Source organism: Flavobacterium bizetiae, from assembly GCF_024271895.1.
In the GTDB taxonomy this organism is placed as follows: Bacteria; Bacteroidota; Bacteroidia; order Flavobacteriales; family Flavobacteriaceae; genus Flavobacterium; species Flavobacterium bizetiae.
The window spans coordinates 228,641-253,185 of record NZ_CP091861.1; the positions used below are offsets into that span (position 1 = coordinate 228,641).

A 24,545-nucleotide genomic window follows, 5' to 3' on the forward strand; every position below is an offset into this window, starting at 1 on the left:
ATTCGTTAAACTGGTAAATCGTTTAATTGTTTCTTAAAAAAGAACGATTAAACGATTTACCGATTAAACAAAAAAATATCATGAATTCCTTATTACTTCCTACCTATTTTCCATCTATTAGTCACTTTGCAGTTATGGCTCAATCTGAAAATATTACTTTTGAAATGGAAGATAATTTTCAAAAACAAACCAATAGAAACCGTACTTACATCTATAGTCCAAACGGAATTCAGCTGCTAAATATCCCTATTAAACATTCTAAAACATTACATCAAAAAACAAAAGATGTTTTAATTGAGAATGAATTCGACTGGCAAAAACAACATTTTAAATCCTTAGAAGCCGGATATAGAAGTTCGCCTTTTTTTGAGTTTTTCGAAGACGATATACGTCCAATTTTCGAAAAACAACACAATTTCCTTATGGATCTGAATATGGAAGTTCTAGACATCGTAACAAAGTGTTTACGAATGAAATTAGATTTTTCTAAAACCACAGAATATTTTCATGAAGCCGAAAACATCACTGATTTTAGATTTTTGGCAGACGGAAAAAAAGATCCAAATGTATTCGAAAAATATACTCAGGTTTTTGATGACAAACACGGATTCATCAACAATCTAAGTGTATTAGACTTACTTTTTAATGAAGGTAAATTTGCAATGGATTATTTAAAAACACAGAAACTAGTATAATCTTTCTGTTTTCTTTTTGGAATTTGGAATTTTAAAAGTTTATTTATTTTTAAAATCTATTCCATCGAAAGTCTCGCCATAATAGGATAATGATCTGAGTTTTCGAAATCAGGAAAACTTTCAAATCCTTTTACTTTCATTTTACTGTCGGTAAAAATATAGTCAATTCGGGCTGGGTAATATTTAAATTTATAAGTTGCTCCAAACCCTTCTCCGGCTTCTTCAAAAGCATCTTTCTGTTTTCCTTTTATACTTCGGTACACATAAGAAAACGGACTATTATTCATATCGCCACAAATAATAAACGGGGTTTTGCATTTTTTAATATTCTCTTTAAATATTTCTGCCTGTTCTTGCTGCTGCCTAAACCCTTTACTGATTCGGGTATAAATAAGCTGCGATTTTTCCTGATTTACATTATCAATATTATTCGAAATCTCACTTACATCAGGTGAAATTTTAATCGACTGCAAGTGCATATTATAAACCCTGATTACATCTTTTCCGCGTTTTATATCAGCATAAACCACATTATTATCAGACTTAGGAAAAATAATATTGCCTTCATTTATAATAGGAAATTTAGAAAAAATAGCCTGTCCGGTTTTAATCTGATTACCATCTATAAAAATATAGCGATGAGGATAGACTTTTAGATCGATATGAGCTGAATTTGAATATTCCTGAATACAAAGAATATCAGGATCCTGTTCATCGATAAAACTCTTTATATTAGACGGAATATCATCTCGGTCCAGCCATTTAAAAACATTAAAAAGACGCACATTATAACTCATGATTGAGAAGTCTTTTTCGTCTTTAATATATTCCTTGGCAGAGAATTTATAAAATTTACTGATAAAGGTAATTCCGGTAAGCAAAACTAAACCAGACAAAATAAGGCGTTTTTTAAACTGAATCGCCCAATAAATAAAGAACAACCCGTTAAGCACAAAAAAAGCCGGCATAAACAACGTTAGCACCGATAAAAGCGGAAAACTCTTAGGTGCTAAAAATGGTAAAATATAAATACTAAATGTTACTACAGTCAGCACTATATTCAAAAAGAACATTATTTTATTAAACCACGAAAGGTTTTTCATATTCTTATGCTAAAAGGATTATTTTCCAGCTTTAAATAAAAACTCTTTTTCTTCTTTTGTCAAACAATCATAACCAGACTGGCTAATCTTGTCTAAAATTTCATCAATTTGTTGTTGCGTTTTATCTTTCGTAACAATTCTTGACGTCACTTTTTCTGTAGGCTTTTTGTAATTTTTATGAACTTTTTTGAAAGGGGTCGTAGGGGATTTTTTAAATAGATTTGTAAAGAAATCTAATGTTCTCGAAACTATTTTACTTAAATCTGTTCCGTTTTGGAGCAGTTTAATATACACAAAACCAAAAATTGCTCCAGCCAAATGAGATACATGTCCGCCAGTATTATCTAATCTAAACTGCATTAAATCAAGCACCAGAATTACTGCTGTAATATGCCAAAGTTTAACATTACCAAAAAACATCAAACGCACACCCATCAAAGGCTGATATGTTGTTACAGCAACCAGAATTGCCATAATCGCTGCTGAAGCCCCAACAATTGGAGCCGAAATATTAAAAAAGTAAAAACTCAGGGCAAACGCAACACCCGCAAAGATGGCTCCTAAAATATACAATCCTAAATATTGCTTTTGAGTAAAAAAGGTAAGAAACAAATTGCTCGCAAAGTTTAAAACCATCATATTAAACAGCAAATGCAGAAATGACGCGTGAAAAAAAGCATAGGTTAAAAATGTCCACGGTTTAAACAAAAAAATGCTTGGATCTGATGACAAAGCCAACCAGGTTGGATAATTAAAACCTCCTCCTGAATATGAATAAAAGAACACTAAAGAGATCAGGAAACAAGCAATGTTCCAATAAATAACACGCATTGCTATACCACCCAATCTGTACTGTAATTTTAAATCATCAAGAATATTCATAAAAGCTTTTTTTAGTTTTTATTTACGATATTAAAGTTAAAAATTAATTCCAACGATTACTATTAAATTGATTTTTTTTCCAGTACCACATAATTAAAAATCCTGTCAAAGCGCCACCAACGTGAGCAAAATGCGCAATTCCTGTTCCTCCGCTTCCAAATAAAGAGCTTCCTCTAAATCCTAAAAACAAATCGACAGCCAAAATTCCCGGCACAAAATATTTCGCTTTAATAGGCACAGGAATAAACATAAGAGCCAACTCAGCATTAGGAAACATAAAAGCAAAAGCTGTTAGTAAACCATAAATAGCTCCAGAAGCCCCTACAACTGTACCGATATAAGAATCTGTAAAACTTGAAAACTGAGAAACAGAAACTAAATCCTGCCATCTTGTGTCTATTTTTCCTTCACTTAAAAGCTTCATGACCTCCGCTTTTTGATATCCGTTAGCCATTAAAACATTCATCGTATCCTGAAAAGAATAATAATTTACTGCCGTATGTAATAATGCAGCACCTAATCCGCAGGAAATATAAAAGAACAAAAACTTCTTTCCTCCCCAAAAATGTTCTAATGCCGATCCGAACGAAACCATTGCAATCATATTAAAAGCAATATGCATAATCCCGCCGTGCATAAACATATGCGTTATAGGTTGCCAAGCTCTGAAATTTGGATTTTCAGGAAAAAACATAGCAAAATATTCATAAGAAACTGGCACTAATTGAGAACCAATAAAAAAGATAATATTAATTATCAATAATTGTTTTACTACGGGAGTCATATTCATCATAAGGCAAACTTTTTATCTATATCTTCAACACGCATGGTAATGAAGGTAGGTTTTTGAAAAGGTGAAATATTTGGATCTTTACAAGCAAACAAACCGTTTACTAAATTATCTTGTTCTTTCTCGGTTAAATAAGATCCTGTTTTAACCGCTAAACTTTTAGCCATAGATTTGGCTATGGTATCATTCTGACTATAACTATTTGCCGGGATTCCGTCTTGCAAATCACTTAACAATTGCTCAATTACAAGAGAAACTTCACTTTCTGTAATATTTACCGGAATTCCGGAAATTACAATATGGTCCGTTTGCGCATCTTCAAAAACAAAACCAGTTGTTTCTAAGGAAGGTTTTAATTCTTCGATTAAGGTCATTTCATCAGAAGAATAAAACAAATTCAAAGGAAACAACAATTGCTGACTTGAGGCTTGATTCACAGTCATATTAAGCAAAAATTGCTCATATAAAATACGTTGGTGCGCACGTTGCTGATCAACGATTACCATTCCGGATTTTATTGGCGAAACAATGTATTTTTTATGAATTTGATACGTTCCCTGACTCGCCTGCTCTATTTCATTATCATTGAATAATGATGACGTTACTTCTTCATTTTCGAATGTAAAAGGAGAACTTTCTATAGTTTCAGGACTTCCTGTATCTAAACCAACATATAAACTTTCCCAAGTTGCTGTTGGCTCAACTCTTTTATTATATCCAGAGTACGATCCGGAACCTGATCCAGATCCTGAACTAAAACTCGAACCAGAACTATAACTTGACCCTGAACCAGATCCGGAATTTGCCTTAGAATAATGCTGATTGGTTTTATCATCCGTAAACGGATTAAAAGTTCCATCCACCTGAATTGTAGGCGTTTCTGCTTCTAAATCTTTATAATGATATGGTGTATCTAAATTGGCATCGCGATCAAAATCAAGAACAGGCGCAACATTAAATTGTCCTAAACTATGTTTTATCGACGCTCTTAAAATAGCATACAAAGCTTGTTCATCATCAAACTTAATTTCTGTTTTAGTAGGATGAATATTGATATCGATTGTATTGGGCGGAACTTGCAAAAACAAGAAATAACTTGGTTGCGAACCATCTTTCAAAAGTCCGTCATAAGCCGCCATTACTGCATGATGCAAATAACCACTTTTTATGAAACGATCGTTTACAAAAAAGAATTGTTCTCCCCTGTTTTTCTTCGCAAATTCAGGTTTACAAACAAATCCCTGAACGTTTATGATCTCTGTATCTTCGTTAACTGGAACCAGCTTTTCATTGGTTTTACCCGACATAATCCCCACAATACGCTGACGATAACCTGCAGCGGGCAAATTATACATTTCGCTGCCGTTATGATAAAACGTAAAATGAATATTAGGGTGCGCCAGAGCTACACGTTGAAACTCATCCATAACATGACGAAATTCAACCGTATCTGATTTTAAGAAATTACGACGCGCCGGAATATTAAAAAATAAATTTTTAACGGCAAATGAAGTCCCTTTTGGTAAAACAGCCACTTCCTGCGAAACAAATTTACTTCCTTCGATTATAATATGCGTTCCCAGTTCGTCCTGATCTTGCTTGGTTTTCATTTCCATATGAGCAATCGCGGCAATAGAAGCCAATGCTTCACCACGAAAACCTTTTGTACATAATGAAAATAAATCCTCTGCCTGACGAATTTTAGAAGTAGCATGACGCTCAAAACACAAACGAGCATCGGTCACACTCATTCCTGAACCATTATCAATAACCTGAACTAATGATTTTCCTGCATCTTTAATGATTAATTTAATGTCGGTTGCCTTAGCATCAACAGCATTTTCTAACAGCTCTTTTACGACTGAAGCAGGTCTTTGAACCACTTCTCCAGCGGCAATTTGGTTAGCAACGTGATCAGGAAGTAATTGAATGATACTCGACATTAAGAAAAAATAATTAAAAAGTTAAGGTTAAAATTTTTGAACCAAGAAGCACAAATTTAATGAATTTCTCTTGGCTTTTAGAATAAGTGCTGTCATAAAAAAAACAAAAAACCTGTACTATTTTACACAGCACAGGTTTTTAATATTTTAGAAGAAAAATATTGCTATTCTTTCTCGATTTTTATTGGAGTTTCTTCTATTTGTAGTGCTCCTGAAGACAACAATGGTTGGTTAAACGGGTGCGACATCGAAGCTTGTTGACGAATATATGCCATTTTGATTGCAGCAATTGCAGCTTCGGTTCCTTTGTTTCCGTGAATTCCTCCACTTCTATCAATCGACTGCTGAATATTGTTGTCTGTCAAAACGCAAAAAATAACCGGAATATCAGTTTGAACATTCAAATCTTTAATTCCCTGCGTTACTCCTTCGCATACAAAATCAAAATGTTTGGTTTGTCCCTGAATTACACATCCAATTACAATTACCGCATCTACATTTTGCGTCTGCAACATTTTTTTCGCACCATAAATCAACTCAAAACTTCCTGGAACATTCCAGCGAATAATTTGTTGAGCCGGAACTTCATTATCAATTAGCGCTTCAAAAGCACCATTGTAAAGCCCTTCGGTTATAGTTTCATTCCACTCAGAAACAACAATCCCAAATCGAAAATCTTTCGCATTTGGGATCGTGTTTTTATCGTATTCTGATAAGTTTTTATTTTCGGTAGCCATCTGTATATTTTAAATTTTTAAATTCTCAAATACAAATCTACAATCTTAAATCTTAAATCTAAAATTATTATTGTGCTAATCCAATCAATACATCTACAGAAGCTGCTTCCGGAGTTGCATCGTAATTCTCTTTAATATCTGTTAAATACTTCAAAGCGTCTTCTTTTTGACCTAAAGCCAATGCAGTTTTACCAGCTTTTAATAAGAAACGAGGAGTTGTAAAATCGTTTTTGTTAGACTCAGCAGCTTTTACATAATACTCTAAAGCTTCTTTTTGTTGGTTCTTTTGAGAATAAGCATCTCCAATTCCACCAATTGCCAGAGCATTAATGATAGCTTCTTTAGATTTAAAGTTACCTAAGTATTTAATAGCCTCATCAAATTTACCTGTATTCAAGTATGCCATACCAGCATAATAGTTCGCTAAATTTCCAGCATCAGTTCCAGAATATTCGTCAGCAATTTTTACGAATCCAAATTTACCTTCAGAACCGTTCAATGCTAATTTATATAATGAATCACTTGCAACACCATTAGTTGCTTTATCAAAATTTTGTTGAGCAACAAACATTTCGCTTGCAGCTTCGTCTTGTTTAGGAGCTTCGATGAATTTTTGGTAAGCCAAATATCCAATAGTAGCCACAGCAATACCGGCAACTAAACCAATAATGATTTTTTGATTTTTAGCAACCCAATCCTCAGTTTTTGAAGCAGTTTCATCTAATTTAGAAAAAACCTCAGCTGTTTTGCTGTTTTTTCCATCAAGAATTACTTGTTGTTCTTCATTGACAACTTCTTCTTTAACTTCCTTTTCTTTTGGTGCTTTATATCCTCTTTTATTGTAAGTAGCCATTTAAAATTAATTTAGTGAACGGCAAAAATAAAATTTTTATTGAAACTAACGTAAAAAAAAGTAAATTTATATCTATTTAAAAAAAATAATTCACTAAACAGCTTGTTCTTTCTGTTTATCACCGAAATAATCGGGCTTTAAATCCCTTAAAACCCTAATTATTTGGACATTTCTCAACAGTTCTCATCCGCTTATTTTCTTCATAACAGAAGTAAGCAATCTGCAAAAAGTAATTTTTAGTCACAGATTTTACAGATTCTCACAGATTAAGCATTTATTGAATTAAATTTGCAGAACAAAATCCTTTTTAATCATTTAATCAGTCGCAGAAAAACCTAATCTGCAGGATAAAGTCATAATCTGGAAACGTTAATTTTTATCATTACAGTTTCAAAAAAAATGTATTTAAACAAAATTTCATTATTCAATTATAAAAATTTCTCCGAAGTCAGTTTTGATTTTGACCGCAAGATCAATTGTTTTGTGGGCAAAAACGGAATTGGAAAAACAAATGTACTTGATGCCATTTATCATTTGGCTTACGGGAAAAGTTATTTTAATCCCCTGGCCGTACAAAACATCAAACACGGCGAAGAGTTTTTTGTTATTGATGCCGAACTGGAAAAGAATGACAGAACCGAACAAATCGTTTGCAGCTTAAAGAAAGGACAAAAGAAAATCTTAAAAAGAAACGGAAAAGCTTACGACAAATTCTCCGATCATATTGGGTTTATTCCGTTGGTAATTATTTCCCCGGCCGATCGTGATTTAATTGTCGAAGGAAGCGAAACGCGCCGTAAATTTATGGATAGTGTCATCTCGCAACTCGATTCGACTTATTTACATCAGCTTATTCAATATCAAAAAGTAATTGTACAACGAAACGCTTTATTAAAGTATTTTGCATTAAACCATACTTTCGACAACGATACCTTATCTATATATAATGAGCAACTAAATAGTTTTGGACAATCGATTTTCGAAAAACGAAAAGATTTCCTCGAACAATTTATACCTATATTTAATACACATCATCAAGCCATAACCGGATCTGAAGAAACCGTACAACTCGTTTACGAAAGCAATTTGTTCGAAAAAGATCTACTCACATTATTAAAGGAGAACATTAATAAAGACCGAGCGCTGCAATATACAAGCGTAGGAGTTCACAAAGACGATCTATCTTTCGAGATTGATTCTCATCCTATAAAGAAATTTGGATCGCAAGGTCAGCAAAAATCATTTTTGATTGCTTTGAAACTGGCTCAGTTCGAATTTCTAAAAAAACAAAGTGGCGTAAAACCATTATTGCTTTTTGATGATATTTTCGACAAGCTCGACGAAACCCGCGTTGGTAAAATCATCGAAATGGTCAATACCGAAACTTTCGGGCAGCTTTTTATTTCAGATACCCATCCGGAACGAACTGAAACCATTGTAAAATCGACACATCAGAGTTACAAGATATTTAATTTGTAAGGAGTTTTTTTTTTGCCACGAATTGCACGAATACCACTAATTCTTTGTCTAAAATAATTTAGCCACAGATTATAAGATTAAACAGATTCTGAAGTTTCGACAAGGTTTTAAAACAAAGTTACCACAATCATTGTCATCCCGAGGAACGAGGGATCTCCACAAGAAACTCCGCAATAAAAATCATCAATCTTTGTCGAGCTACTTATGGAGATCCCTCGTTCCTCGGGATGACAAAAATACGCAGACTAACCTTGAACTTTGTCAAAGCTAAGCGACTAAAAGATTTTTTTAATAATTCATGCTGATTCATAAAATTCGTGATCAACGTTTTTATTTCACTTTCTATTAAGAATTCAAAATCGAAAAATCACTATTTTAGCGATACCATTTTTAAAATTTAATCTCATGAAATTCCACAAAATTGTATTTCTAATTGTTTCAATTGTATTTATTTCCTGTAACGAAAAAAAAGCCAGTTCTTTTGAATCATTACATCCGAAAGAATTTGCAGAAAAAATTAAAACAACAGATCATCCTCAAATTTTAGACGTTCGAACTCCAGACGAATTCGAATCTGATCATATAGAAAATGCCAAAAATGTAAATTGGAATGCCGACGATTTTGAAACAAAAGCAGCAGCTTTCGACAAATCAAAACCTGTTTTTGTGTATTGCCTTAGCGGAGGAAGAAGTAAAAAAGCAGCAACAAAACTAAACGAATTAGGTTTTACCAATGTTTACGAACTAGATGGCGGTTTCCTGAACTGGAACGAAGAAGGATTTGGAATCCCTGCAGAAGTAGCAGCCGGAATGTCTATGAATGATTTTAATGATTTATTAAATTCAGACAAAAAAGTTTTGGTCGATTTTTATGCGGTTTGGTGCGGACCATGCAAGCAAATGGAACCATTTCTTTTAACCATGCAAAAAGAACTGGCAGACAAAGTAACTATTATTAGAATTGATGTTGACAAAAACAAAACATTGGCAACTCAGCTAAAAATTGATCAATTACCAACAATTGTATTATACGAAAACAAAGCCGTACAATGGAAAACAACCGGCTTTATCAGCGAAAAAGACTTAAGAAAACAACTGCAATAAAACAAAGAAGATTATGCTAACGAAAGAATCATTGCAATTTTTAGACGATTTAAAAAAGAACAATAACAGAGATTGGTTTCAGGACAATAAAAAACGATACGAGGTTTTCAAAAAAGATTATCACCAATTGGTCAGTGATTTTCTGGATGCAATGAAACCACTTGATCCGTCATTAGAATTATTAGAAGTTAAAAATTGTACCTTCAGAATCAATCGCGATATTCGATTCTCTAAAGATAAATCTCCTTATAAAGCACATCTTGGCGTTTGGCTTTCATCAGGCGCAAAAGGACAAAATCGTTCCGGATATTATGTGCACATCGAAAAAGGCGCCAGTTTTATTGCCGGAGGATTTTATTCGCCAGAACCTGATCAGTTAAAAAAAGTGCGTAAAGAAATTGCGTTTTTCCACGATGATCTTGAAGCTATTCTTAACGATAAAAACTTCAAAAAAGAATTTGGAAGTTTAGATACCAACGAAGGAAATTCACTTAAAAACCCGCCAAGAGGTTACGAAAAAGACCATCCTGCCATTGAGTTTTTAAAATTAAAAAGTTTTACAGCAACTCAAAAATATGATATTGCCGAAGTCACTCAAAAAGACTTCGTTGCTAAAATGAGTAAAAAACTTATCGCTTTAAAACCACTAAACGAGTTTATTAATCGCGCCTTAGAAACAGAGGAAGAATTTTAATAAATTAGATAATTTTTGCCACAGATTTCACAGATTAACACAGATTAAAAAAATCATTTTAAATCTTTTAATCTGTGGCAAAAAAAATAAATAGGTAAAAAAATTACCACGAAGTAATTAGTGAAAATTCGTGAAATTCGTGGCTAAAATTAAAACGAATGCTATTAATGCTTAAGCACAATGAATTAAAAGTTAGCTACAGATTTCGCAGATTCACACAGATTAGAAATCCTTTAAAATCTTTTAATCTGTGGCAAAAAAAATCAGACGAACTAATTAGTAAAAATTAGTGAATTCGTGGCTAAAATTAAAACCAATTCTATTAATGCTTAAGCATAATGAATTAAAAGTTAGCCACAAATTTCGCAGATTCACACAGATTAAAAATCTTTTAAAATCTTTTAATCTGTGGCAAAAAAAATAAACAGGTAAAAATTACCACGAACTAATTAGTGAAAATTCGTGAAATTCGTGGCAAAAAAACTACTCCCCACATGACAAAAAGAAAAATACTTTTTCTTGGAGAATCTTATCGCGCTGACGCCATAACCTGGATAAATGGTTTGAAAGAATTTGGAGATTTTGAAATTTGCACCTGGGAACTTCAAACACCAAACAATTCTAAACTCAACCGGTTCAGGCGTATTTTAGAATATGTCTTCTCTCCCATTTCTATTCGCAAAACAATCCGAAAAGAAAAACCGGATATGATTATTGCCGAAAGAACGACCAGTTACGGTTTTCTGGCAGCAATTTCAGGAATGCATCCTATTGCAATTGCGCAACAAGGCCGAACTGATTTATGGCCGGAAGGATCTGTTTTATTACCCTTAAAAAAAATCATTCAGAAACATGCTTTCAAAAAAGCCGATTTAATTCACGCCTGGGGTCCGGTTATGACCATTTCAATGAAAGCAATTGGCGTTGATATGAATAAAGTTTTGGTTATTCCAAAAGGAATCGATTTATCGCTTTTTTCTTCTTCTATCAATAATTCAAACAAAATTGAAGCTATTGTAACGCGGTCTTTACAACCCGAATATCGTCATGATTCCATATTGAAAGCGTTCGCTATTTTACATCAAAAAGGAATCGATTTTTCCCTGACGATTGTTGGCAACGGAACAAGATTGCAATTTTTAAAAGATTTAGCTCAGGATTTACAAATCGAAAATAAAGTAATTTTCACAGGAAGAATCCCAAATACTGAACTTCCTAAATTATTACAACAATCAAATCTATATATAAGTATGCCCATCACCGAGGGAGTTTCGGCTTCTTTATTCGAGGCAATGGCGTGCAGTTGCTACCCTGTAGTTTCGGATATTCCCGGAAATCAAAGCTGGATCAAACATCGCGAAAACGGACAATTGATAGCAATTGATAATATTGAAATGTTGGCCGAAGAACTCATTTGGTCTTTTGAGAATACAGAATCCCGAAATAATGTAATTATCCAGAATAGAAAATTTGTCGAAGAAAATGCAAATTATGATATTAACATGAAGATTATCGCAGATAAATATCATCAGTTACTGGATTCTCGAAAGTAGTTTAACCGCAATCCCGATAGCTATCGGGAGCTAAGATTTTATCTCACCAAACTAAAAAAAACACAAAGTTCGCAAATCTTTATCAATACAAAGCTTTGTGAACTTTGTGTTTTACAAAACTACTCTCACACAAACTTTGTGAACTTTGCGTAAATCCTTGCGAACTTTGCGGTTAAAAAAAAATTATAATCCTTACTTTTGAACTCAGATTATAAAAGCCTTTTATTTATGGAAATTCAATCCAATTTTTCTTTAAAAAACTACAATACATTTGGCATTGAAGCCAAAGCAAAACAATTCGTTGCCGTTCATTCTGTTGATGAATTAAAATCTGTTTTAGAAGAAAACAAAAACGAGAAAAAATTTATTCTAGGCGGAGGAAGCAATATGCTTTTAACCCAGGATATCGATGCTTTGGTAATTCATATTGATTTAAAAGGTAAAAAAATCATCAAAGAAGATGATGATTTTGTTTGGGTTGAAAGTCAGGCGGGAGAAACCTGGCACGATTTCGTTCTCTGGACAATCGACAACAATTTTGGAGGTTTAGAAAATATGTCGCTGATCCCGGGAAATGTAGGTACAACTCCGGTTCAGAACATTGGCGCTTACGGAACCGAAATAAAAGACACTTTTGTTTCGTGCGAAGCCATGAATATTGAAACTCAGGAAATAAAAACTTTCACTAATAACGAATGCAATTTTGGCTACCGAGAAAGCATCTTTAAAAATGAAGTGAAAGATCAATATATTATTACGTCTGTAATTTATAAACTCACTAAGCGCAATCATAAAATCAATATTTCTTACGGAGATATTACAGCCGAATTGGCTAAAAACAATATTACTACACCCACTTTAAAAGATGTAAGTAATGCTGTAATTGCGATTAGACAAAGTAAATTACCAGATCCGAAAGAATTAGGAAATAGCGGAAGTTTCTTCAAAAACCCTATTCTTTTAAAATCTGATTTCGAAAAAATTCATCAAAACTTCCCTGAAATGAAATTCTATGAAGTTTCTGAAACCGAAGTAAAAGTTCCGGCAGGCTGGCTAATTGAACAAGCAGGTTTTAAAGGAAAACGTTTTGGAGATGCCGGAGTTCATAAAAATCAGGCTTTGGTTTTAGTAAATTACGGAAACGCAACCGGACAGGAAATTTTAGCCGTTTCGCGAGACGTTCAAAAAACAGTTTTCGATAAATTCGGAATTCATATTGAAGCTGAAGTTAATGTGATCTAAAACACAAATTTCACTAATTGGCACAAATTTGAAATTATTGTCAGACTGAGCGAAGTCGAAGTCCTTTTTATATCGACATTCCTCCCGAAAACTCAGGATCTCACAATGTGGCAAATCGAACCTAAAAAAAAAAAATGTATACACCAGACTTATACAAAGACGAAGATCCGGAATCGATCAGAACTTTTTTGAAAGAAAATAGTTTTGGTATTCTGATCAATCAAACTCACGGAAAATTATGTGCAACACACATTCCGATAGAACTTGAAATTAATGCCGACGGAAAAGAAATTTTGCAGGGACATCTCTCAAAATTAAATCCGCAAGCAGAAGGTTTTGCAGAAAACGATCAGGTTTTAGCCGTATTTACAGGACCACATAGTTATATTTCTTCTTCATGGTATGATCACGAAAATGTACCCACATGGAATTATATAGCCGTACATGTTTATGGCCGAATTAAAATTGTAGACGAAGCCACCTCTATAGAACAACTAAAAAAATTGGTTGACAAATACGAAGCTGGTTCTGAAAATCCGATTCGTGTCGAGAATTTATCTACTAAAACAATGCGCGAAGCAAGAGGAATTTTTGGTTTTGAAATTGAAATTGATGAAATTCAGGCTACCAAAAAACTATCACAAAACCGAGATGATCACAATTATAAAAACATAATTTCAGAATTAGAAAAAACAGAAAACCCTCAGGCTATTGCTGTTGCGAAAGAAATGTTGAAATGCCGAAAGTAAATCGGCTTTAGCCATTGAAATCTAGGAATTCATAAGTACATTTGCACTCGCAAGATTCAGAAATTAAAAGACATTAAAATCAGATGCTTATAACTTTATTTTACTTCTTTATTGCTATCGTTTTTATCCAGATTTTCTATTACTTAGGAATTTTTGGAAAGTTCGCTTTTAGTAAACCACAAGAAATTACATCAAAAAAGTTACCTGTTTCGGTAATTGTGTGTGCTAAAAATGAAGAAGAAAACGTTAAAAAATTCATTCCGTTATTAGCAGAACAAGATTATCCTGATTTCGAAATTGTTTTAATAGATGATGCTTCAAGCGACGAAACCTTAGAAGTTTTTGAAGAATTTGAGCAACAATATCCTAATATTCGCTTAGTAAAAGTACAAAACAACGAAGCTTTCTGGGGAAACAAAAAATATGCTTTAACCTTAGGAATCAAAGCTTCTAAAAAAGAATATCTATTATTTACAGATGCTGATTGTTACCCAACATCAAAAAACTGGATTACAGCCATGACTTCTCAATTTACCATGAACAAAACGATTGTTTTAGGATATGGAGGATACGAGAAAATAGAGCGTTCTTTATTGAACAAAATTATTCGTTTTGAAACTGTTCTAACAGCTGTACAATATTTTTCTTGGGCAAAACTTGGAGTTCCGTACATGGGAGTTGGAAGAAATTTAGCCTATAAAAAAGAAGAGTTTTTTAATGTAAATGGTTTTATCGAACATATCCAGATTCGTTCTGGCGACGATGATTTATTTATCAATCAGGCAGCAAACAAAAACAATACGACCATTTCATACAATCCGGAAAGTTTTACATATTCTAAACCAAAGGAAACTTACAGAGAATGGTTTACTCAAAAAAGAAGACATATTTCGACTGCACAGTATTATAAATTCTTTGATAAAATGCAATTGGGTCTGTTTTTCATCTCACAATTATTCTTCTTTATATCAGTTATAGTATTATTGGCATTTCAATTTCAGTGGATTGCTGTGTTGGCTATTTTAGCGACTCGTTATACTATTGCCTGGATCGTAATTGGATTTTCGGCAGGAAAATTAAAAGAAAATGACTTAAAAGTTTGGTTTCCTATTGTAGAAATCATGCTTATATTCACGCAAATTAATATCTTTATAACTAATATCTTTTCAAAACCTGTATATTGGAAATAAATTCTAAAATAGAAAAAGCAAAAAAAGGCGATCAAATTGCCTTTACTTTTTTATTAGATTATTTCTGGAACGAAGTGTACGGCTTTATGCTAAAGCGTACTGAAAACGAAACTACTGCTGAAGATATCACTATTGAGACCTTCTCTAAAGCTTTTGACAAAATAGGATCATACAATCCTGAATTTCAATTCAACACCTGGTTAATTGCTATTGCAAAAAACGTTTATATAGATTTGTTACGTAAAAAGAAAACCAGTCTTTTTATAGAAATCACCGACAACGAAGACCAACAAGCCTACAATATTGCTGACCCTACTCCATCAGCAGAAGATGCTTTAATTAAGGAGCAAAATCTTTCCCGTCTATTACAATGCATCAAAGAACTGAAACCACACTATCAGGAGGTAATTCAGTTGCGTTATTTTCAGGAAATGACGTATCAGGAAATCGCACTTAAAATCGATGAACCTCTGAGCAATGTAAAAGTAAAATTACTTCGAGCTAAAAAATTATTGGCAGAAATCATCGAACGTAATAGATAATTTATTATCTTTAGGTAAAGAATAGAATATAATTCATTTTATTCTTAAAAAAGTAAATTATCCACACATTAAAACAACAACACTTTCGTTGTTTGCTAAACCCAAAACCTTACCGCTTATGATTTAAATGTTACTTAACCTTAAAATCCATAAATCATGTCTAAATCAAGTATCTACGAAGCAAGCTGGACCAATCTTGTTTTCGAAAACAAAAACAAAGAGTACGGTGCGTATCAATTACGCCAGGAGAATTCAAAAACCACTATTACTGCTCTTTTTATGGGTTTGCTTTTATTAGCCGCTTTGGGAAGTGTATCAGTGTTAATTAACAAATTCAGGACAGTAGAACCTGTAGAAGATCCAATTCCTTATGATCCTATTACACCTGTCGACCTGACTCCTATTCCTGTTCAACCAGTAGCACCGGAGCCTATTGCGCCTCCACAACAAAGCCCCGCTGCTTCGACCCCACCTGTTGGTGTTCAGTTGTCGCACCCAGTTGTAGCTACAGTCGATCAGTCAATTCCGGAAATTGCTACTAATGTAAATAATACTGTCGCAGTAGAAAATCCTGCTGGAACAGGACCTGCTGCTACTACTAATGTATTACCAACTACTGGCGGCGGCGGTGAAGTTGTGCCTGTTACCAACGAACCTGTTATTCCGGCGCTTTTAGACAAAATGCCAGAATTTCCGGGAGGAATGGCTAAGTTTTATACTTATGTAGGTAACAATTTCAACAGACCGGAAATAGATGCTGAAAGAGTATTAAAAGTATATGTTTCATTCGTAATCGAAAGAGATGGTTCTATTACTGATATTATGGTAAAAAACGATCCTGGTTACGGCATTGGTAAAGAAGCTGTAAGAGTTTTAAAATCAATAAAAACAAAATGGATTCCGGGAGTTTTAAACGGAAAACCAGTTCGTACTGCCTATAACCTTCCAATTACAATTAAGGGAGAATAATAATAATAAAAACAGAAAAGCAGAACTTAGGTTCTGCTTTTTTTTGCTTCTATAATTTATCATTAAGAGATTAGGGAAATTTAAGTACACTTCTTGACTTAATTTTTCTTAATCTCTTAATGATAGAAAATCAATATTATTTTTTATTTTAATTACTTTTGCTACACCTTAAAAGGAAAATCAAATCTATCAAAATTAAAAACTAAAAAATGGGAATATTTTCAGCTATTCTAGGCAACGCTGGTTCAGTAAGTCAGGAAGATTTACTTAAAAAATACGGACAACTTTTAACTGATAACGAAGAAATCGAAATGGGTTTTAAACTTATCCGTGATACTTTTATCTTTACCAACAAGCGATTAATTCTTGTAGATGTACAAGGAATTACCGGAAGCAAAACAGAATACAAATCTATCGCTTACAAAAGCATCACTCGTTTTAGCGTAGAAACTGCAGGAACTTTTGATCTTGATGCTGAGTTGAAAATTTGGGTTGCCAGCGAATTACAACCAAGTATTGTAAAACAATTCAACAAATCTGTAAACGTGTACGATGTACAAAAAGTATTAGCTTTTCACGTTTTAGGTTAATCTTAAAATAAAAAGCCCGATAAATTTCTAAGAAACTTATCGGGTTTTATTTTTCTATCAAAAAGTATTATTTCTTTTTAGCAGTTGTTTTTTTCGTAGTTGTAGCTTTTTTTGTTGTCGTTTTTGTCGCTACAGGTGCAGTATTTACAATTTTTTGTTGCACATACGGCTTATACAAACCATCTTTTTCTGCTCTTTTCTTAGCATCTTCAGCTCTTTGTTGAGAATCCGGGTGCGAACTCATCATCTGATCGATAAAGGACGCTTGTGATCCTTCACTCATTTTAGCCAAAATTCTAAAAGCAGATTCTTCAGCATTTACATCATAACCATTCTTTTTCAGAAAATTGTATGAATATAAATCAGCCTCAGCTTCTTGTTTACGGCTAAATTTACTATCAATAATAGAACTTCCTATTTTCCCTAACTGACTATCTGTAACAGCTGCAACCTTTGTAGATTGCGATGCCGCAGCATCCATTAAAGCTTCTTTTTTATAAGCCGCTTTTATTGCATCTCTTGAATCATTATTAGCAACGTGACCAATTTCGTGTCCGATTACCGCAAGAAGCTCATTATCATCCATAATATCCATTAAACCTGAATATACACGAACGCTTCCGTCAGCGGTTGCAAAAGCATTAACTTCTTTTAATTTATAAACTTTATAATTTAAAGTGTATCCGTCGCCAGCAGTATATTTTCCAAAAACTCTGTTTAATCTTAAAGTGTAAGGATCTGTTGCACTCGCTACTTCATTTTCAGTATCCATTTTATCTACTGCAGCTTTAGAAAGTGCAGCTGCATCGGCATTACTAAAAGTAAAACCAGTAACTCCTTTTTGAACAGCCCCAATCGCTTTATCGCCAAAATTAATCTGCGCATTCATTTTAGTAAAACCAAAAGTGGCAAACAAAACTCCCAATACAATAAATTTCTTTTTCATGTTTTATATTATTACAATTTAACAACAAATGTATTACAATGTTTAGGTTTTTCTATTTCAATTAAGCTCATTTTATAACAAATAAAGATATAAATATTAAACGATTAAAAATCAAGGTTGTGCTATAATTATTCTTCAAATTCAAATAAACAAACAAAAAGTAGTCAATTGTGTCAGCATCATGATTTAAACACAATAATTTAACATGGGCATGAAATTATCATCAAAATCAATTTTTCAAACTAAAAAAAGATCAATACCAAATTAAATCTTAAACGAATCATCAAATAAACTACATTCATTATCTTTGTACTTTGAATTTTGATATATGGAAACAGTCATTGAAAATATACCAACTGGAAAACCTAAGTGGTTAAAAGTAAAACTTCCAATTGGACAAAAATACACTGAACTTCGCGGTTTGGTAGATAAATACAGCTTAAACACCATTTGTACCTCAGGAAGTTGCCCAAATATGGGTGAATGCTGGGGCGAAGGAACAGCTACATTTATGATTTTAGGAAATGTTTGTACGCGTTCGTGCGGATTTTGCGGTGTAAAAACCGGAAGACCTGAAACGGTAGATTGGGATGAGCCTGAAAAAGTTGCCCGTTCTATAAAAATTATGAACATTAAACACGCCGTAATTACAAGTGTTGACAGAGATGATTTAAAAGATGGTGGTTCTATTATCTGGATTGAAACCGTAAAGGCCATTCGCAGAATGAACCCAAATACTACTCTGGAAACTTTAATTCCTGATTTTCAAGGAATGGAAAGAAACTTAGACCGAATTGTAGAAGCAAATCCTGAAGTGGTATCTCACAACGTTGAAACGGTTCGTCGTTTGACTCGTGAAGTACGTATTCAGGCAAAATACGATCGTAGTTTAGAAGTTTTACGTTACTTAAAAGAAAAGGGGATCAACAGAACCAAATCCGGAATCATGTTAGGTCTTGGTGAAACTGAAGAAGAAGTTTTTCAAACCATGACAGATTTACGCAATGCAAATGTTGATGTAGTTACAATTGGTCAGTATTTACAACCAAGTAAAAAACATTTACCTGTAAAAGAATTTATTACGCCTGAACAATTCGCACGATACGAAAAATTTGGTCTTGAATTAGGTTTCCGTCATGTAGAAAGCGGCCCCCTTGTTCGCTCTTCATACAAAGCACAAAAACATATTTTATAAAAAAAGATTATTCGTTTAACCGGTTAATCGTTTAATTATATCAATAAACTAAACGATTAACCGGTTAAACGATTAAACAAATAAACCAAAAGATTGAAAACAAGAATTGCTATTAATGGTTTCGGAAGAATTGGTAGAAATTTATTCCGTTTACTTTTAAACCATCCTGATATTGAAGTCGTTGCTATCAACGATATTGCTGATAACAAAACCATGTCTCATTTGATAAAATACGATAGTATTCATGGAGTTTTACCCTTTATCGTTAGTCATGACGAAACAGGAATAATCGTTAATGAAAAACATTATTTGTTTTTTCACGAAAAAAGCATTTCAAAATTAGACTGGAAAAGCCATAATATTGATTTCGTAATAGAATCTACAGGAAAATATAAAACTCACGAAGAGTTAAATGCTCATCTTGAAGCAGGAGCTAAAAAAGTAATACTATCGGCTCCGTCAGAAGTTGACACAATCAAAACTGTTGTTTTGGGTGTTAATGAAAATATTCTTGACGGAAGCGAAGATATTATTTCTAACGCAAGTTGTACTACAAATAACGCTGCCCCGATGATAAAAATCATCGACGAATTGTGCGGAATCGAGCAAGCGTACATCACAACGATACATTCTTACACTACAGATCAAAGTCTTCACGACCAGCCACATAAGGATTTACGCCGTGCGAGAGGCGCAAGTCAGTCAATTGTTCCAACAACTACAGGTGCAGCTAAGGCATTAACAAAAATTTTTCCTAAATTGCATGAAAAAATCGGAGGTTGTGGAATTCGCGTTCCCGTTCCCGATGGTTCATTGACCGATATTACGTTTAATGTAAAACGTGCTGTTACGATTGAAGAAATAAATAAAGCATTTCAAGAAGCCTCAAAAACAAATTTAAAAGGAATATTAGATTACACAGAAGATCCTATCGTTTCTGTTGATGTAATTGGCAACACACATTCGTGTTTATTTGATGCACAACTAACCTCTGTTATTGACAAAATGGTAAAGGTTGTGGGTTGGTATGATAACGAAATTGGCTATTCATCAAGATTAATTGATTTGATTTTGCGTACAAGAAAAATATAAGATTCATTGTAAAAGCATTGCATTACATGAAATACCACTTTTTTATTCTTTTTTGTTTTTTTAATTCATTTTTGTATTCTCAATCCAAAAAGAATACAGATAGTGTCTCCTATTACAACAACTTAGTAAATAAAAATCTGGGCAATAAAAAATACAAAGAAGCTGTTTTTTATACTCAAAAATCAATCAATTTCTGCGAATCGAATCACCAACACGAAGGTTTAGGCAATCAAACTTTTAAGCTTGGCAAAATTTACTACAAACAGCATCGATATGATGAAGCCTTAAAAAGCTTTCACAAAAGTGTCGCCTCATTTGACAGCGTAAAACCAACTTGTACCAAAGTTTTGGCGCTGCATTATATTGGCGTAGCGAATACTGCAAAAGGCGATTATGAAACTGCTGCTATTTATTACAAAAAAGCCGAATCGCTTTTGAATCAGTTAAAAATGACTGATCATGCCGAAGTTTTGAAGTATCAAAAGGCATTGGCATTAAAAGCAAACCAAAATCTGCCTTTAGCCGCAAAAATATTTCAGGAAATAACAAAAAAGCCTGACAATCCGCATATTCTAAAAACAAAGACGGATGCGTATTATCAACTTGGCTTAATCGAAACGCAGCTAAAACGAAATGATTCTGCTATAATTTATCTCGACAATGCTTTAGAATACAATTCAAAAAGCAATAATCTGGCTCAGAAATCAAAAATCATTTTAGCGATAAGCCAATATTATAAAAAGAACAAAAATTTTGACCTCGCCTATTCTTATCTGGACGAACATTATCAGTTAGAAAATTATATTTTAAAAATAAAAAATGCCAAACTTGATCTTAACGAGTTTGAGAAATTCAAAAAGAATCAATCATTAAACAATACAATTAAACGCGAAAGCGAAGAAAAAATTCAGCTAAAAACCTATCGTTATTCTAAATTGGTCAGTATTTTGGCCATTGCACTTATTTCGATTTTATCACTTTTAAGCCTTGCATTGTACAAAAACAATATCATAAGAAATCAGAATAATTTACTTTTAAGAGAAAAAAACAAAGAACTTATTTTAGCCAAAAACAAAGCTGAAAAAGCATCAAAGGCCAGATCTGAATTTTTATCAACGGTAAGTCACGAACTCCGGACGCCATTAAACGCCATTAACGGAATTACGCATTTACTTCTTGAAGACAATCCAAAAAAAACACAATTAAAATATTTAGAATCTTTAAAATTTTCAGGAAATTATCTCACGACATTTATCAATGAAATTCTGGAAATTAATAAAATCGATTCTACAAAAGTCGAAATAGAAAATATTAGTTTTAATTTAAAAGAACTGTTATTCAATATTCAAAGCTCATTAAAAGAACTGGCAACTGCCAATAAAAATTATTTCAACCTGGAAATAGACGAGGCTATTCCGGATAATTTAATTGGTGATCCTACTAAGATTTCTCAGATAATTTTAAACCTGATTAACAATGCTTTAAAATTTACGCAAAACGGTAATGTAAATGTAATTGCAAAATTATATACGAAAGACGAAGATAGCGCTACAGTTTATTTTGAAATTGTAGACACGGGAATTGGTATTCCTGAAGACAAGCTGCAAACTGTTTTTGAAAGCTTTTCGCAAGGTTCAATCGAAGTCAATCGCAAATATGGCGGCACTGGCTTAGGACTTACAATTGTTAAGAAACTGATTGAACTTTTAGGAGGTGAAATAAAACTAAAAAGCGAAGTTGGTAAAGGTTCTACTTTTACCTTTAAATTGAAATTTAAGATTAACAATGAACCTTTGGAAGTGGTAGAAGAAGCAAAACCTTATAACGACAAACAATTAAAACACAAGTCGATTTTATTGATTGAAGACAACAAAATCAATCAGATGATTACGCGAAAAATGCTTGAAAACAAAGCCATTACCTGCGAAATAATCGACAATGGTGAAGATGCCGTTGAACTTTTAAAAGTAAAACGATTCGATATGATTTTAATGGATGTGCATTTGCCTGGAATCAACGGAACAACAGCTACAAAATTAATCAGGGAATTTGACAAAACGACTCCAATTATTGCATTAACGGCTATTTCGCTTGACGAAAACAGAGACATGCTTTTATCTTTCGGAATGAACGATGTGATCACAAAACCTTTTGTTCCGGATGAGTTTTACAGTATTATTGCAAAGTTTTTTGATTAGTTTCTACTCTAAGATTCTAAGTTTATTTTGACATACTCTAAAATCGTTGCGTCAAAATTTTGCTGATGATTAATAAACGTACTTTTTATTGGTAAATAATACAATTGCAAAGCCAGTTTAGAATCTTTTAAGCGTACATAATCTTTTTCTGTTGTAATGATTCTTTTATTTTGAGCCTTAGACTGAATCAATTCTAAATCGGCATCAGAGAAATTATGATGATCCGGAAAAGTCAGGCATTCATCTTTTTCATTTTTTAAGTAATCAAAAAACGGCGTTGGTTTTGCAATTCCTGCGAGAAGTAATTTCGATTCTTCTTTAATTTCATTAACTGCAACTTTTTCATTTTCTCCATAAATACAATCATCGTAATCTATAAAAGTAAAATAAATTTGTTGTGAGCAAGTAAGTTTCAACTTCAAGCGAATTTCTGCTTGTTCTTTATCTGATAAATCTTTTGGACATTTCGTGATAATCACAACATTGGCTCTATTGGCTCCGCTTCTGCTTTCGCGCAAATTTCCGGCAGGCAGCATAAAATCATCTGCATATAAATCTCCGTAAGAACTCAATAAAATATAAAATCCCGCTTTTACTTTTCGGTGTTGATAGGCATCATCCAACAAAACAACCTGCGGCTTTTGATTCTGCGAAAGCAATTGTATAATTCCGTTTGTTCTGTCTGCATCAACCGCAACCTGAATGTTTGGAAATTTTTGATAAAACTGAAAAGGCTCATCTCCCAAAATTTCGGCATTAGAACCTGAACTTGCCAAAACAAAACCTTCAGATTTTCGTTTATAACCGCGGCTTAACGTAGCGACTTTATATCGATCCGATAATAACCGTATTAAATATTCGATTTGAGGAGTTTTTCCGGTTCCGCCCACGCTTAAATTTCCAACAGCAATAACAGGAATATCAAAAGATGTTGATTTCAGAATTCCTTTATCAAAAAGAAAATTCCTGATTGAAGTAATGAATCCGTATAGAATAGCAAACGGAAAAAGTATTTTTCGAAGTAAGTTCATTTTACGAAAGTATGATATTTAAATTTCCACCACAAAAGTACTGATTACTTCAATTTATCTAATGCTTTAGTATTAATAAGAGACTTCATTTGAACAATTGCAATTTCATTCAATTTCAACAATCTATCGACTTGCTTTATTTCCTGTTGTATAAACATAGCATTAATACTTTCAAGATTTGACAATACAACTAACTGTTCAATTGACGCAATATCTCTGATATTACCCTTTTGATCTGGATTTTCAGCTCGCCATTCTTTTGCAGTTTTTCCAAAAATAGCCACATTTAGCGTATCAGCTTCATCGGCATAAATAAAATTCTTTTGCGCAGCGGTTAAACTTAGTGGAATCAAATTTTCCTTTATCGCATCAGTATGTATTTTATAATTAATTTTAGAGATTGTCCTTTGCAAATTCCAATCTAGATTTTTTGTTTTGTTTTCATCTTCTTTTAAACGCTGAAACTCTTTAATGATATAGAGTTTAAATTCAATAGAAATCCAAGATGCAAATTCAAATGCAATATCTTTATGTGCATAAGTACCACCATACCTTCCTGATTTAGAAATTATACCAATAGCATTAGTTGCTTCAATCCATTTTTTTGCAGTCATAGTAAAACTATTCAAACCTGCCTGTTTTTTAAACCCGTCGAATTCGACGGGTTTAAAATCGGGATTATTTAAAATTTCCCAAAAACCCAAAAGTTCAATTGTGTTTCTATTTCGTAACCAGTTTTTTATAATATCATCAATATGCTCCGGATCTTTATAACGAGCAATATCCGTAATACAAATGTAATCTTGTTCTAAGTTTGAAAGTAATGAAATTGCATTCCCGTTTACCTCTATTTTATTCAATTTAGCCATATCTTCTGTTTGTTTTTTAATTCCATCTGATTCGATGGAATTAAATTATAGTCTTTAACCTCTTTCCTTAAAAGAAAATTACAATCTTGCAAAATATCG

The 24,545-nt window shown here is 33.0% G+C and carries 23 protein-coding genes; 14 read left to right on the forward strand and 9 right to left on the reverse strand.

The features are described 5' to 3' along the window. Positions 1-80: 80 nt before the first annotated feature. Positions 81-695 (forward strand): WbqC family protein, encoded by a 615-nt coding sequence (locus L0669_RS01095; RefSeq protein WP_263760688.1) that lies wholly within the window; start codon positions 81-83, stop codon positions 693-695. 56 nt (positions 696-751) lie between these two features. Here L0669_RS01095 and L0669_RS01100 read toward each other — a convergent pair whose 3' ends face one another. The 6 genes from L0669_RS01100 to L0669_RS01125 form a co-directional block, all read right to left on the reverse strand. After that, entirely contained in the window at positions 752-1,798 is a 1,047-nt protein-coding gene (locus L0669_RS01100; protein WP_173972126.1) for an endonuclease/exonuclease/phosphatase family protein, read from the reverse strand. 18 nt (positions 1,799-1,816) lie between these two features. Then, complete coding sequence (locus tag L0669_RS01105; RefSeq protein ID WP_263760690.1) at positions 1,817-2,680, reverse strand: rhomboid family intramembrane serine protease; 864 nt, start codon at positions 2,678-2,680, stop codon at positions 1,817-1,819. Positions 2,681-2,723: 43 nt separating this feature from the next. After that, the gene (locus L0669_RS01110; protein WP_263760692.1) at positions 2,724-3,473 is read right to left on the reverse strand and encodes a rhomboid family intramembrane serine protease; all 750 of its coding nucleotides are present in this window, start codon (positions 3,471-3,473) and stop codon (positions 2,724-2,726) included. Continuing rightward, positions 3,470-5,413, reverse strand: a complete 1,944-nt coding sequence (mutL, locus tag L0669_RS01115; RefSeq protein WP_263760694.1) for a DNA mismatch repair endonuclease MutL — start codon at positions 5,411-5,413, stop codon at positions 3,470-3,472. The genes L0669_RS01110 and mutL overlap by 4 nt, the downstream gene beginning before the upstream one ends. Before the next feature lie 164 nt (positions 5,414-5,577). Continuing rightward, a complete protein-coding gene (gene ribH / locus L0669_RS01120) occupies positions 5,578-6,150 on the reverse strand; it encodes a 6,7-dimethyl-8-ribityllumazine synthase (protein WP_173972130.1) in 573 nt (190 codons plus the stop codon). A gap of 67 nt (positions 6,151-6,217) precedes the next feature. Continuing rightward, positions 6,218-7,003, reverse strand: a complete 786-nt coding sequence (locus tag L0669_RS01125) for a tetratricopeptide repeat protein (protein WP_173972131.1) — start codon at positions 7,001-7,003, stop codon at positions 6,218-6,220. Positions 7,004-7,402: 399 nt separating this feature from the next. On the opposite strand from L0669_RS01125, the gene recF reads away from it, so the two are divergent. The 10 genes from recF (at position 7,403) to L0669_RS01175 (ending at position 17,115) form a co-directional block, all read left to right on the forward strand. Beyond that, the gene (gene recF, locus L0669_RS01130; protein ID WP_173972132.1) at positions 7,403-8,482 is read left to right on the forward strand and encodes a DNA replication/repair protein RecF; all 1,080 of its coding nucleotides are present in this window, start codon (positions 7,403-7,405) and stop codon (positions 8,480-8,482) included. A 405-nt stretch (positions 8,483-8,887) separates the two neighbouring features. Next, a complete protein-coding gene (locus tag L0669_RS01135; RefSeq protein ID WP_263760696.1) occupies positions 8,888-9,586 on the forward strand; it encodes a thioredoxin domain-containing protein in 699 nt (232 codons plus the stop codon). 13 nt (positions 9,587-9,599) lie between these two features. Beyond that, positions 9,600-10,280 (forward strand): DUF2461 domain-containing protein, encoded by a 681-nt coding sequence (locus tag L0669_RS01140; RefSeq protein WP_263760698.1) that lies wholly within the window; start codon positions 9,600-9,602, stop codon positions 10,278-10,280. A gap of 494 nt (positions 10,281-10,774) precedes the next feature. After that, positions 10,775-11,833: a glycosyltransferase gene (locus L0669_RS01145; protein ID WP_263760700.1), complete on the forward strand. Its 1,059-nt coding sequence runs from the start codon at positions 10,775-10,777 to the stop codon at positions 11,831-11,833. Positions 11,834-12,061: 228 nt separating this feature from the next. Then, positions 12,062-13,075, forward strand: a complete 1,014-nt coding sequence (gene murB / locus L0669_RS01150) for a UDP-N-acetylmuramate dehydrogenase (protein ID WP_263760702.1) — start codon at positions 12,062-12,064, stop codon at positions 13,073-13,075. Positions 13,076-13,209: 134 nt separating this feature from the next. Next, a complete protein-coding gene (locus L0669_RS01155; protein ID WP_263760704.1) occupies positions 13,210-13,824 on the forward strand; it encodes an FMN-binding negative transcriptional regulator in 615 nt (204 codons plus the stop codon). A gap of 83 nt (positions 13,825-13,907) precedes the next feature. Then, positions 13,908-15,014: a glycosyltransferase gene (locus tag L0669_RS01160; protein WP_173972138.1), complete on the forward strand. Its 1,107-nt coding sequence runs from the start codon at positions 13,908-13,910 to the stop codon at positions 15,012-15,014. After that, positions 15,005-15,556 carry an RNA polymerase sigma factor gene (locus tag L0669_RS01165; RefSeq protein WP_173972139.1) on the forward strand — a complete coding sequence of 184 codons (552 nt, stop codon included), beginning with the start codon at positions 15,005-15,007 and terminating at the stop codon, positions 15,554-15,556. Before L0669_RS01160 ends, L0669_RS01165 begins: the two co-directional genes overlap by 10 nt. 156 nt (positions 15,557-15,712) lie before the next feature. Further along, positions 15,713-16,525 (forward strand): energy transducer TonB, encoded by an 813-nt coding sequence (locus L0669_RS01170; RefSeq protein ID WP_263760706.1) that lies wholly within the window; start codon positions 15,713-15,715, stop codon positions 16,523-16,525. Positions 16,526-16,734: 209 nt separating this feature from the next. Continuing rightward, positions 16,735-17,115: a PH domain-containing protein gene (locus L0669_RS01175; RefSeq protein WP_121328953.1), complete on the forward strand. Its 381-nt coding sequence runs from the start codon at positions 16,735-16,737 to the stop codon at positions 17,113-17,115. Positions 17,116-17,182: 67 nt separating this feature from the next. Here the strand turns inward: L0669_RS01175 and L0669_RS01180 are convergent, their stop codons facing one another. Then, positions 17,183-18,061, reverse strand: a complete 879-nt coding sequence (locus tag L0669_RS01180) for a M48 family metalloprotease (protein WP_173972142.1) — start codon at positions 18,059-18,061, stop codon at positions 17,183-17,185. Between the two features lie 328 nt (positions 18,062-18,389). Between L0669_RS01180 and lipA the strand changes: the two genes are divergently transcribed. The 3 genes from lipA to L0669_RS01195 all read left to right on the forward strand — a co-directional run bounded on the left by lipA (position 18,390) and on the right by L0669_RS01195 (position 22,546). Next, positions 18,390-19,256: a lipoyl synthase gene (lipA, locus tag L0669_RS01185; protein ID WP_173972143.1), complete on the forward strand. Its 867-nt coding sequence runs from the start codon at positions 18,390-18,392 to the stop codon at positions 19,254-19,256. Between the two features lie 93 nt (positions 19,257-19,349). After that, positions 19,350-20,348, forward strand: a complete 999-nt coding sequence (gene gap, locus L0669_RS01190; RefSeq protein ID WP_173972144.1) for a type I glyceraldehyde-3-phosphate dehydrogenase — start codon at positions 19,350-19,352, stop codon at positions 20,346-20,348. A gap of 26 nt (positions 20,349-20,374) precedes the next feature. Next, the gene (locus L0669_RS01195; RefSeq protein ID WP_263760708.1) at positions 20,375-22,546 is read left to right on the forward strand and encodes a tetratricopeptide repeat-containing hybrid sensor histidine kinase/response regulator; all 2,172 of its coding nucleotides are present in this window, start codon (positions 20,375-20,377) and stop codon (positions 22,544-22,546) included. Between the two features lie 8 nt (positions 22,547-22,554). Here L0669_RS01195 and lpxK read toward each other — a convergent pair whose 3' ends face one another. Both lpxK and L0669_RS01205 read right to left on the reverse strand, forming a co-directional pair. Next, entirely contained in the window at positions 22,555-23,577 is a 1,023-nt protein-coding gene (gene lpxK, locus L0669_RS01200) for a tetraacyldisaccharide 4'-kinase (RefSeq protein WP_263760711.1), read from the reverse strand. A 44-nt stretch (positions 23,578-23,621) separates the two neighbouring features. Then, entirely contained in the window at positions 23,622-24,446 is an 825-nt protein-coding gene (locus L0669_RS01205; protein ID WP_482168790.1) for a KilA-N domain-containing protein, read from the reverse strand. Between the last annotated feature and the right edge of the window lie 99 nt (positions 24,447-24,545).

What these genes read in the sequence shown, in the direction of transcription:
- L0669_RS01095 (WP_263760688.1), top strand. Translation starts at nt 81, where the DNA reads ATGAATTCCTTATTACTTCCTACCTATTTTCCATCTATTAGTCACTTT.
- L0669_RS01100 (WP_173972126.1), bottom strand. Translation starts at nt 1,798, where the DNA reads ATGAAAAACCTTTCGTGGTTTAATAAAATAATGTTCTTTTTGAATATA.
- L0669_RS01105 (WP_263760690.1), bottom strand. Translation starts at nt 2,680, where the DNA reads ATGAATATTCTTGATGATTTAAAATTACAGTACAGATTGGGTGGTATA.
- L0669_RS01110 (WP_263760692.1), bottom strand. Translation starts at nt 3,473, where the DNA reads ATGATGAATATGACTCCCGTAGTAAAACAATTATTGATAATTAATATT.
- mutL (WP_263760694.1), bottom strand. Translation starts at nt 5,413, where the DNA reads ATGTCGAGTATCATTCAATTACTTCCTGATCACGTTGCTAACCAAATT.
- ribH (WP_173972130.1), bottom strand. Translation starts at nt 6,150, where the DNA reads ATGGCTACCGAAAATAAAAACTTATCAGAATACGATAAAAACACGATC.
- L0669_RS01125 (WP_173972131.1), bottom strand. Translation starts at nt 7,003, where the DNA reads ATGGCTACTTACAATAAAAGAGGATATAAAGCACCAAAAGAAAAGGAA.
- recF (WP_173972132.1), top strand. Translation starts at nt 7,403, where the DNA reads ATGTATTTAAACAAAATTTCATTATTCAATTATAAAAATTTCTCCGAA.
- L0669_RS01135 (WP_263760696.1), top strand. Translation starts at nt 8,888, where the DNA reads ATGAAATTCCACAAAATTGTATTTCTAATTGTTTCAATTGTATTTATT.
- L0669_RS01140 (WP_263760698.1), top strand. Translation starts at nt 9,600, where the DNA reads ATGCTAACGAAAGAATCATTGCAATTTTTAGACGATTTAAAAAAGAAC.
- L0669_RS01145 (WP_263760700.1), top strand. Translation starts at nt 10,775, where the DNA reads ATGACAAAAAGAAAAATACTTTTTCTTGGAGAATCTTATCGCGCTGAC.
- murB (WP_263760702.1), top strand. Translation starts at nt 12,062, where the DNA reads ATGGAAATTCAATCCAATTTTTCTTTAAAAAACTACAATACATTTGGC.
- L0669_RS01155 (WP_263760704.1), top strand. Translation starts at nt 13,210, where the DNA reads ATGTATACACCAGACTTATACAAAGACGAAGATCCGGAATCGATCAGA.
- L0669_RS01160 (WP_173972138.1), top strand. Translation starts at nt 13,908, where the DNA reads ATGCTTATAACTTTATTTTACTTCTTTATTGCTATCGTTTTTATCCAG.
- L0669_RS01170 (WP_263760706.1), top strand. Translation starts at nt 15,713, where the DNA reads ATGTCTAAATCAAGTATCTACGAAGCAAGCTGGACCAATCTTGTTTTC.
- L0669_RS01175 (WP_121328953.1), top strand. Translation starts at nt 16,735, where the DNA reads ATGGGAATATTTTCAGCTATTCTAGGCAACGCTGGTTCAGTAAGTCAG.
- L0669_RS01180 (WP_173972142.1), bottom strand. Translation starts at nt 18,061, where the DNA reads ATGAAAAAGAAATTTATTGTATTGGGAGTTTTGTTTGCCACTTTTGGT.
- lipA (WP_173972143.1), top strand. Translation starts at nt 18,390, where the DNA reads ATGGAAACAGTCATTGAAAATATACCAACTGGAAAACCTAAGTGGTTA.
- L0669_RS01195 (WP_263760708.1), top strand. Translation starts at nt 20,375, where the DNA reads ATGAAATACCACTTTTTTATTCTTTTTTGTTTTTTTAATTCATTTTTG.
- lpxK (WP_263760711.1), bottom strand. Translation starts at nt 23,577, where the DNA reads ATGAACTTACTTCGAAAAATACTTTTTCCGTTTGCTATTCTATACGGA.
- L0669_RS01205 (WP_482168790.1), bottom strand. Translation starts at nt 24,446, where the DNA reads ATGGCTAAATTGAATAAAATAGAGGTAAACGGGAATGCAATTTCATTA.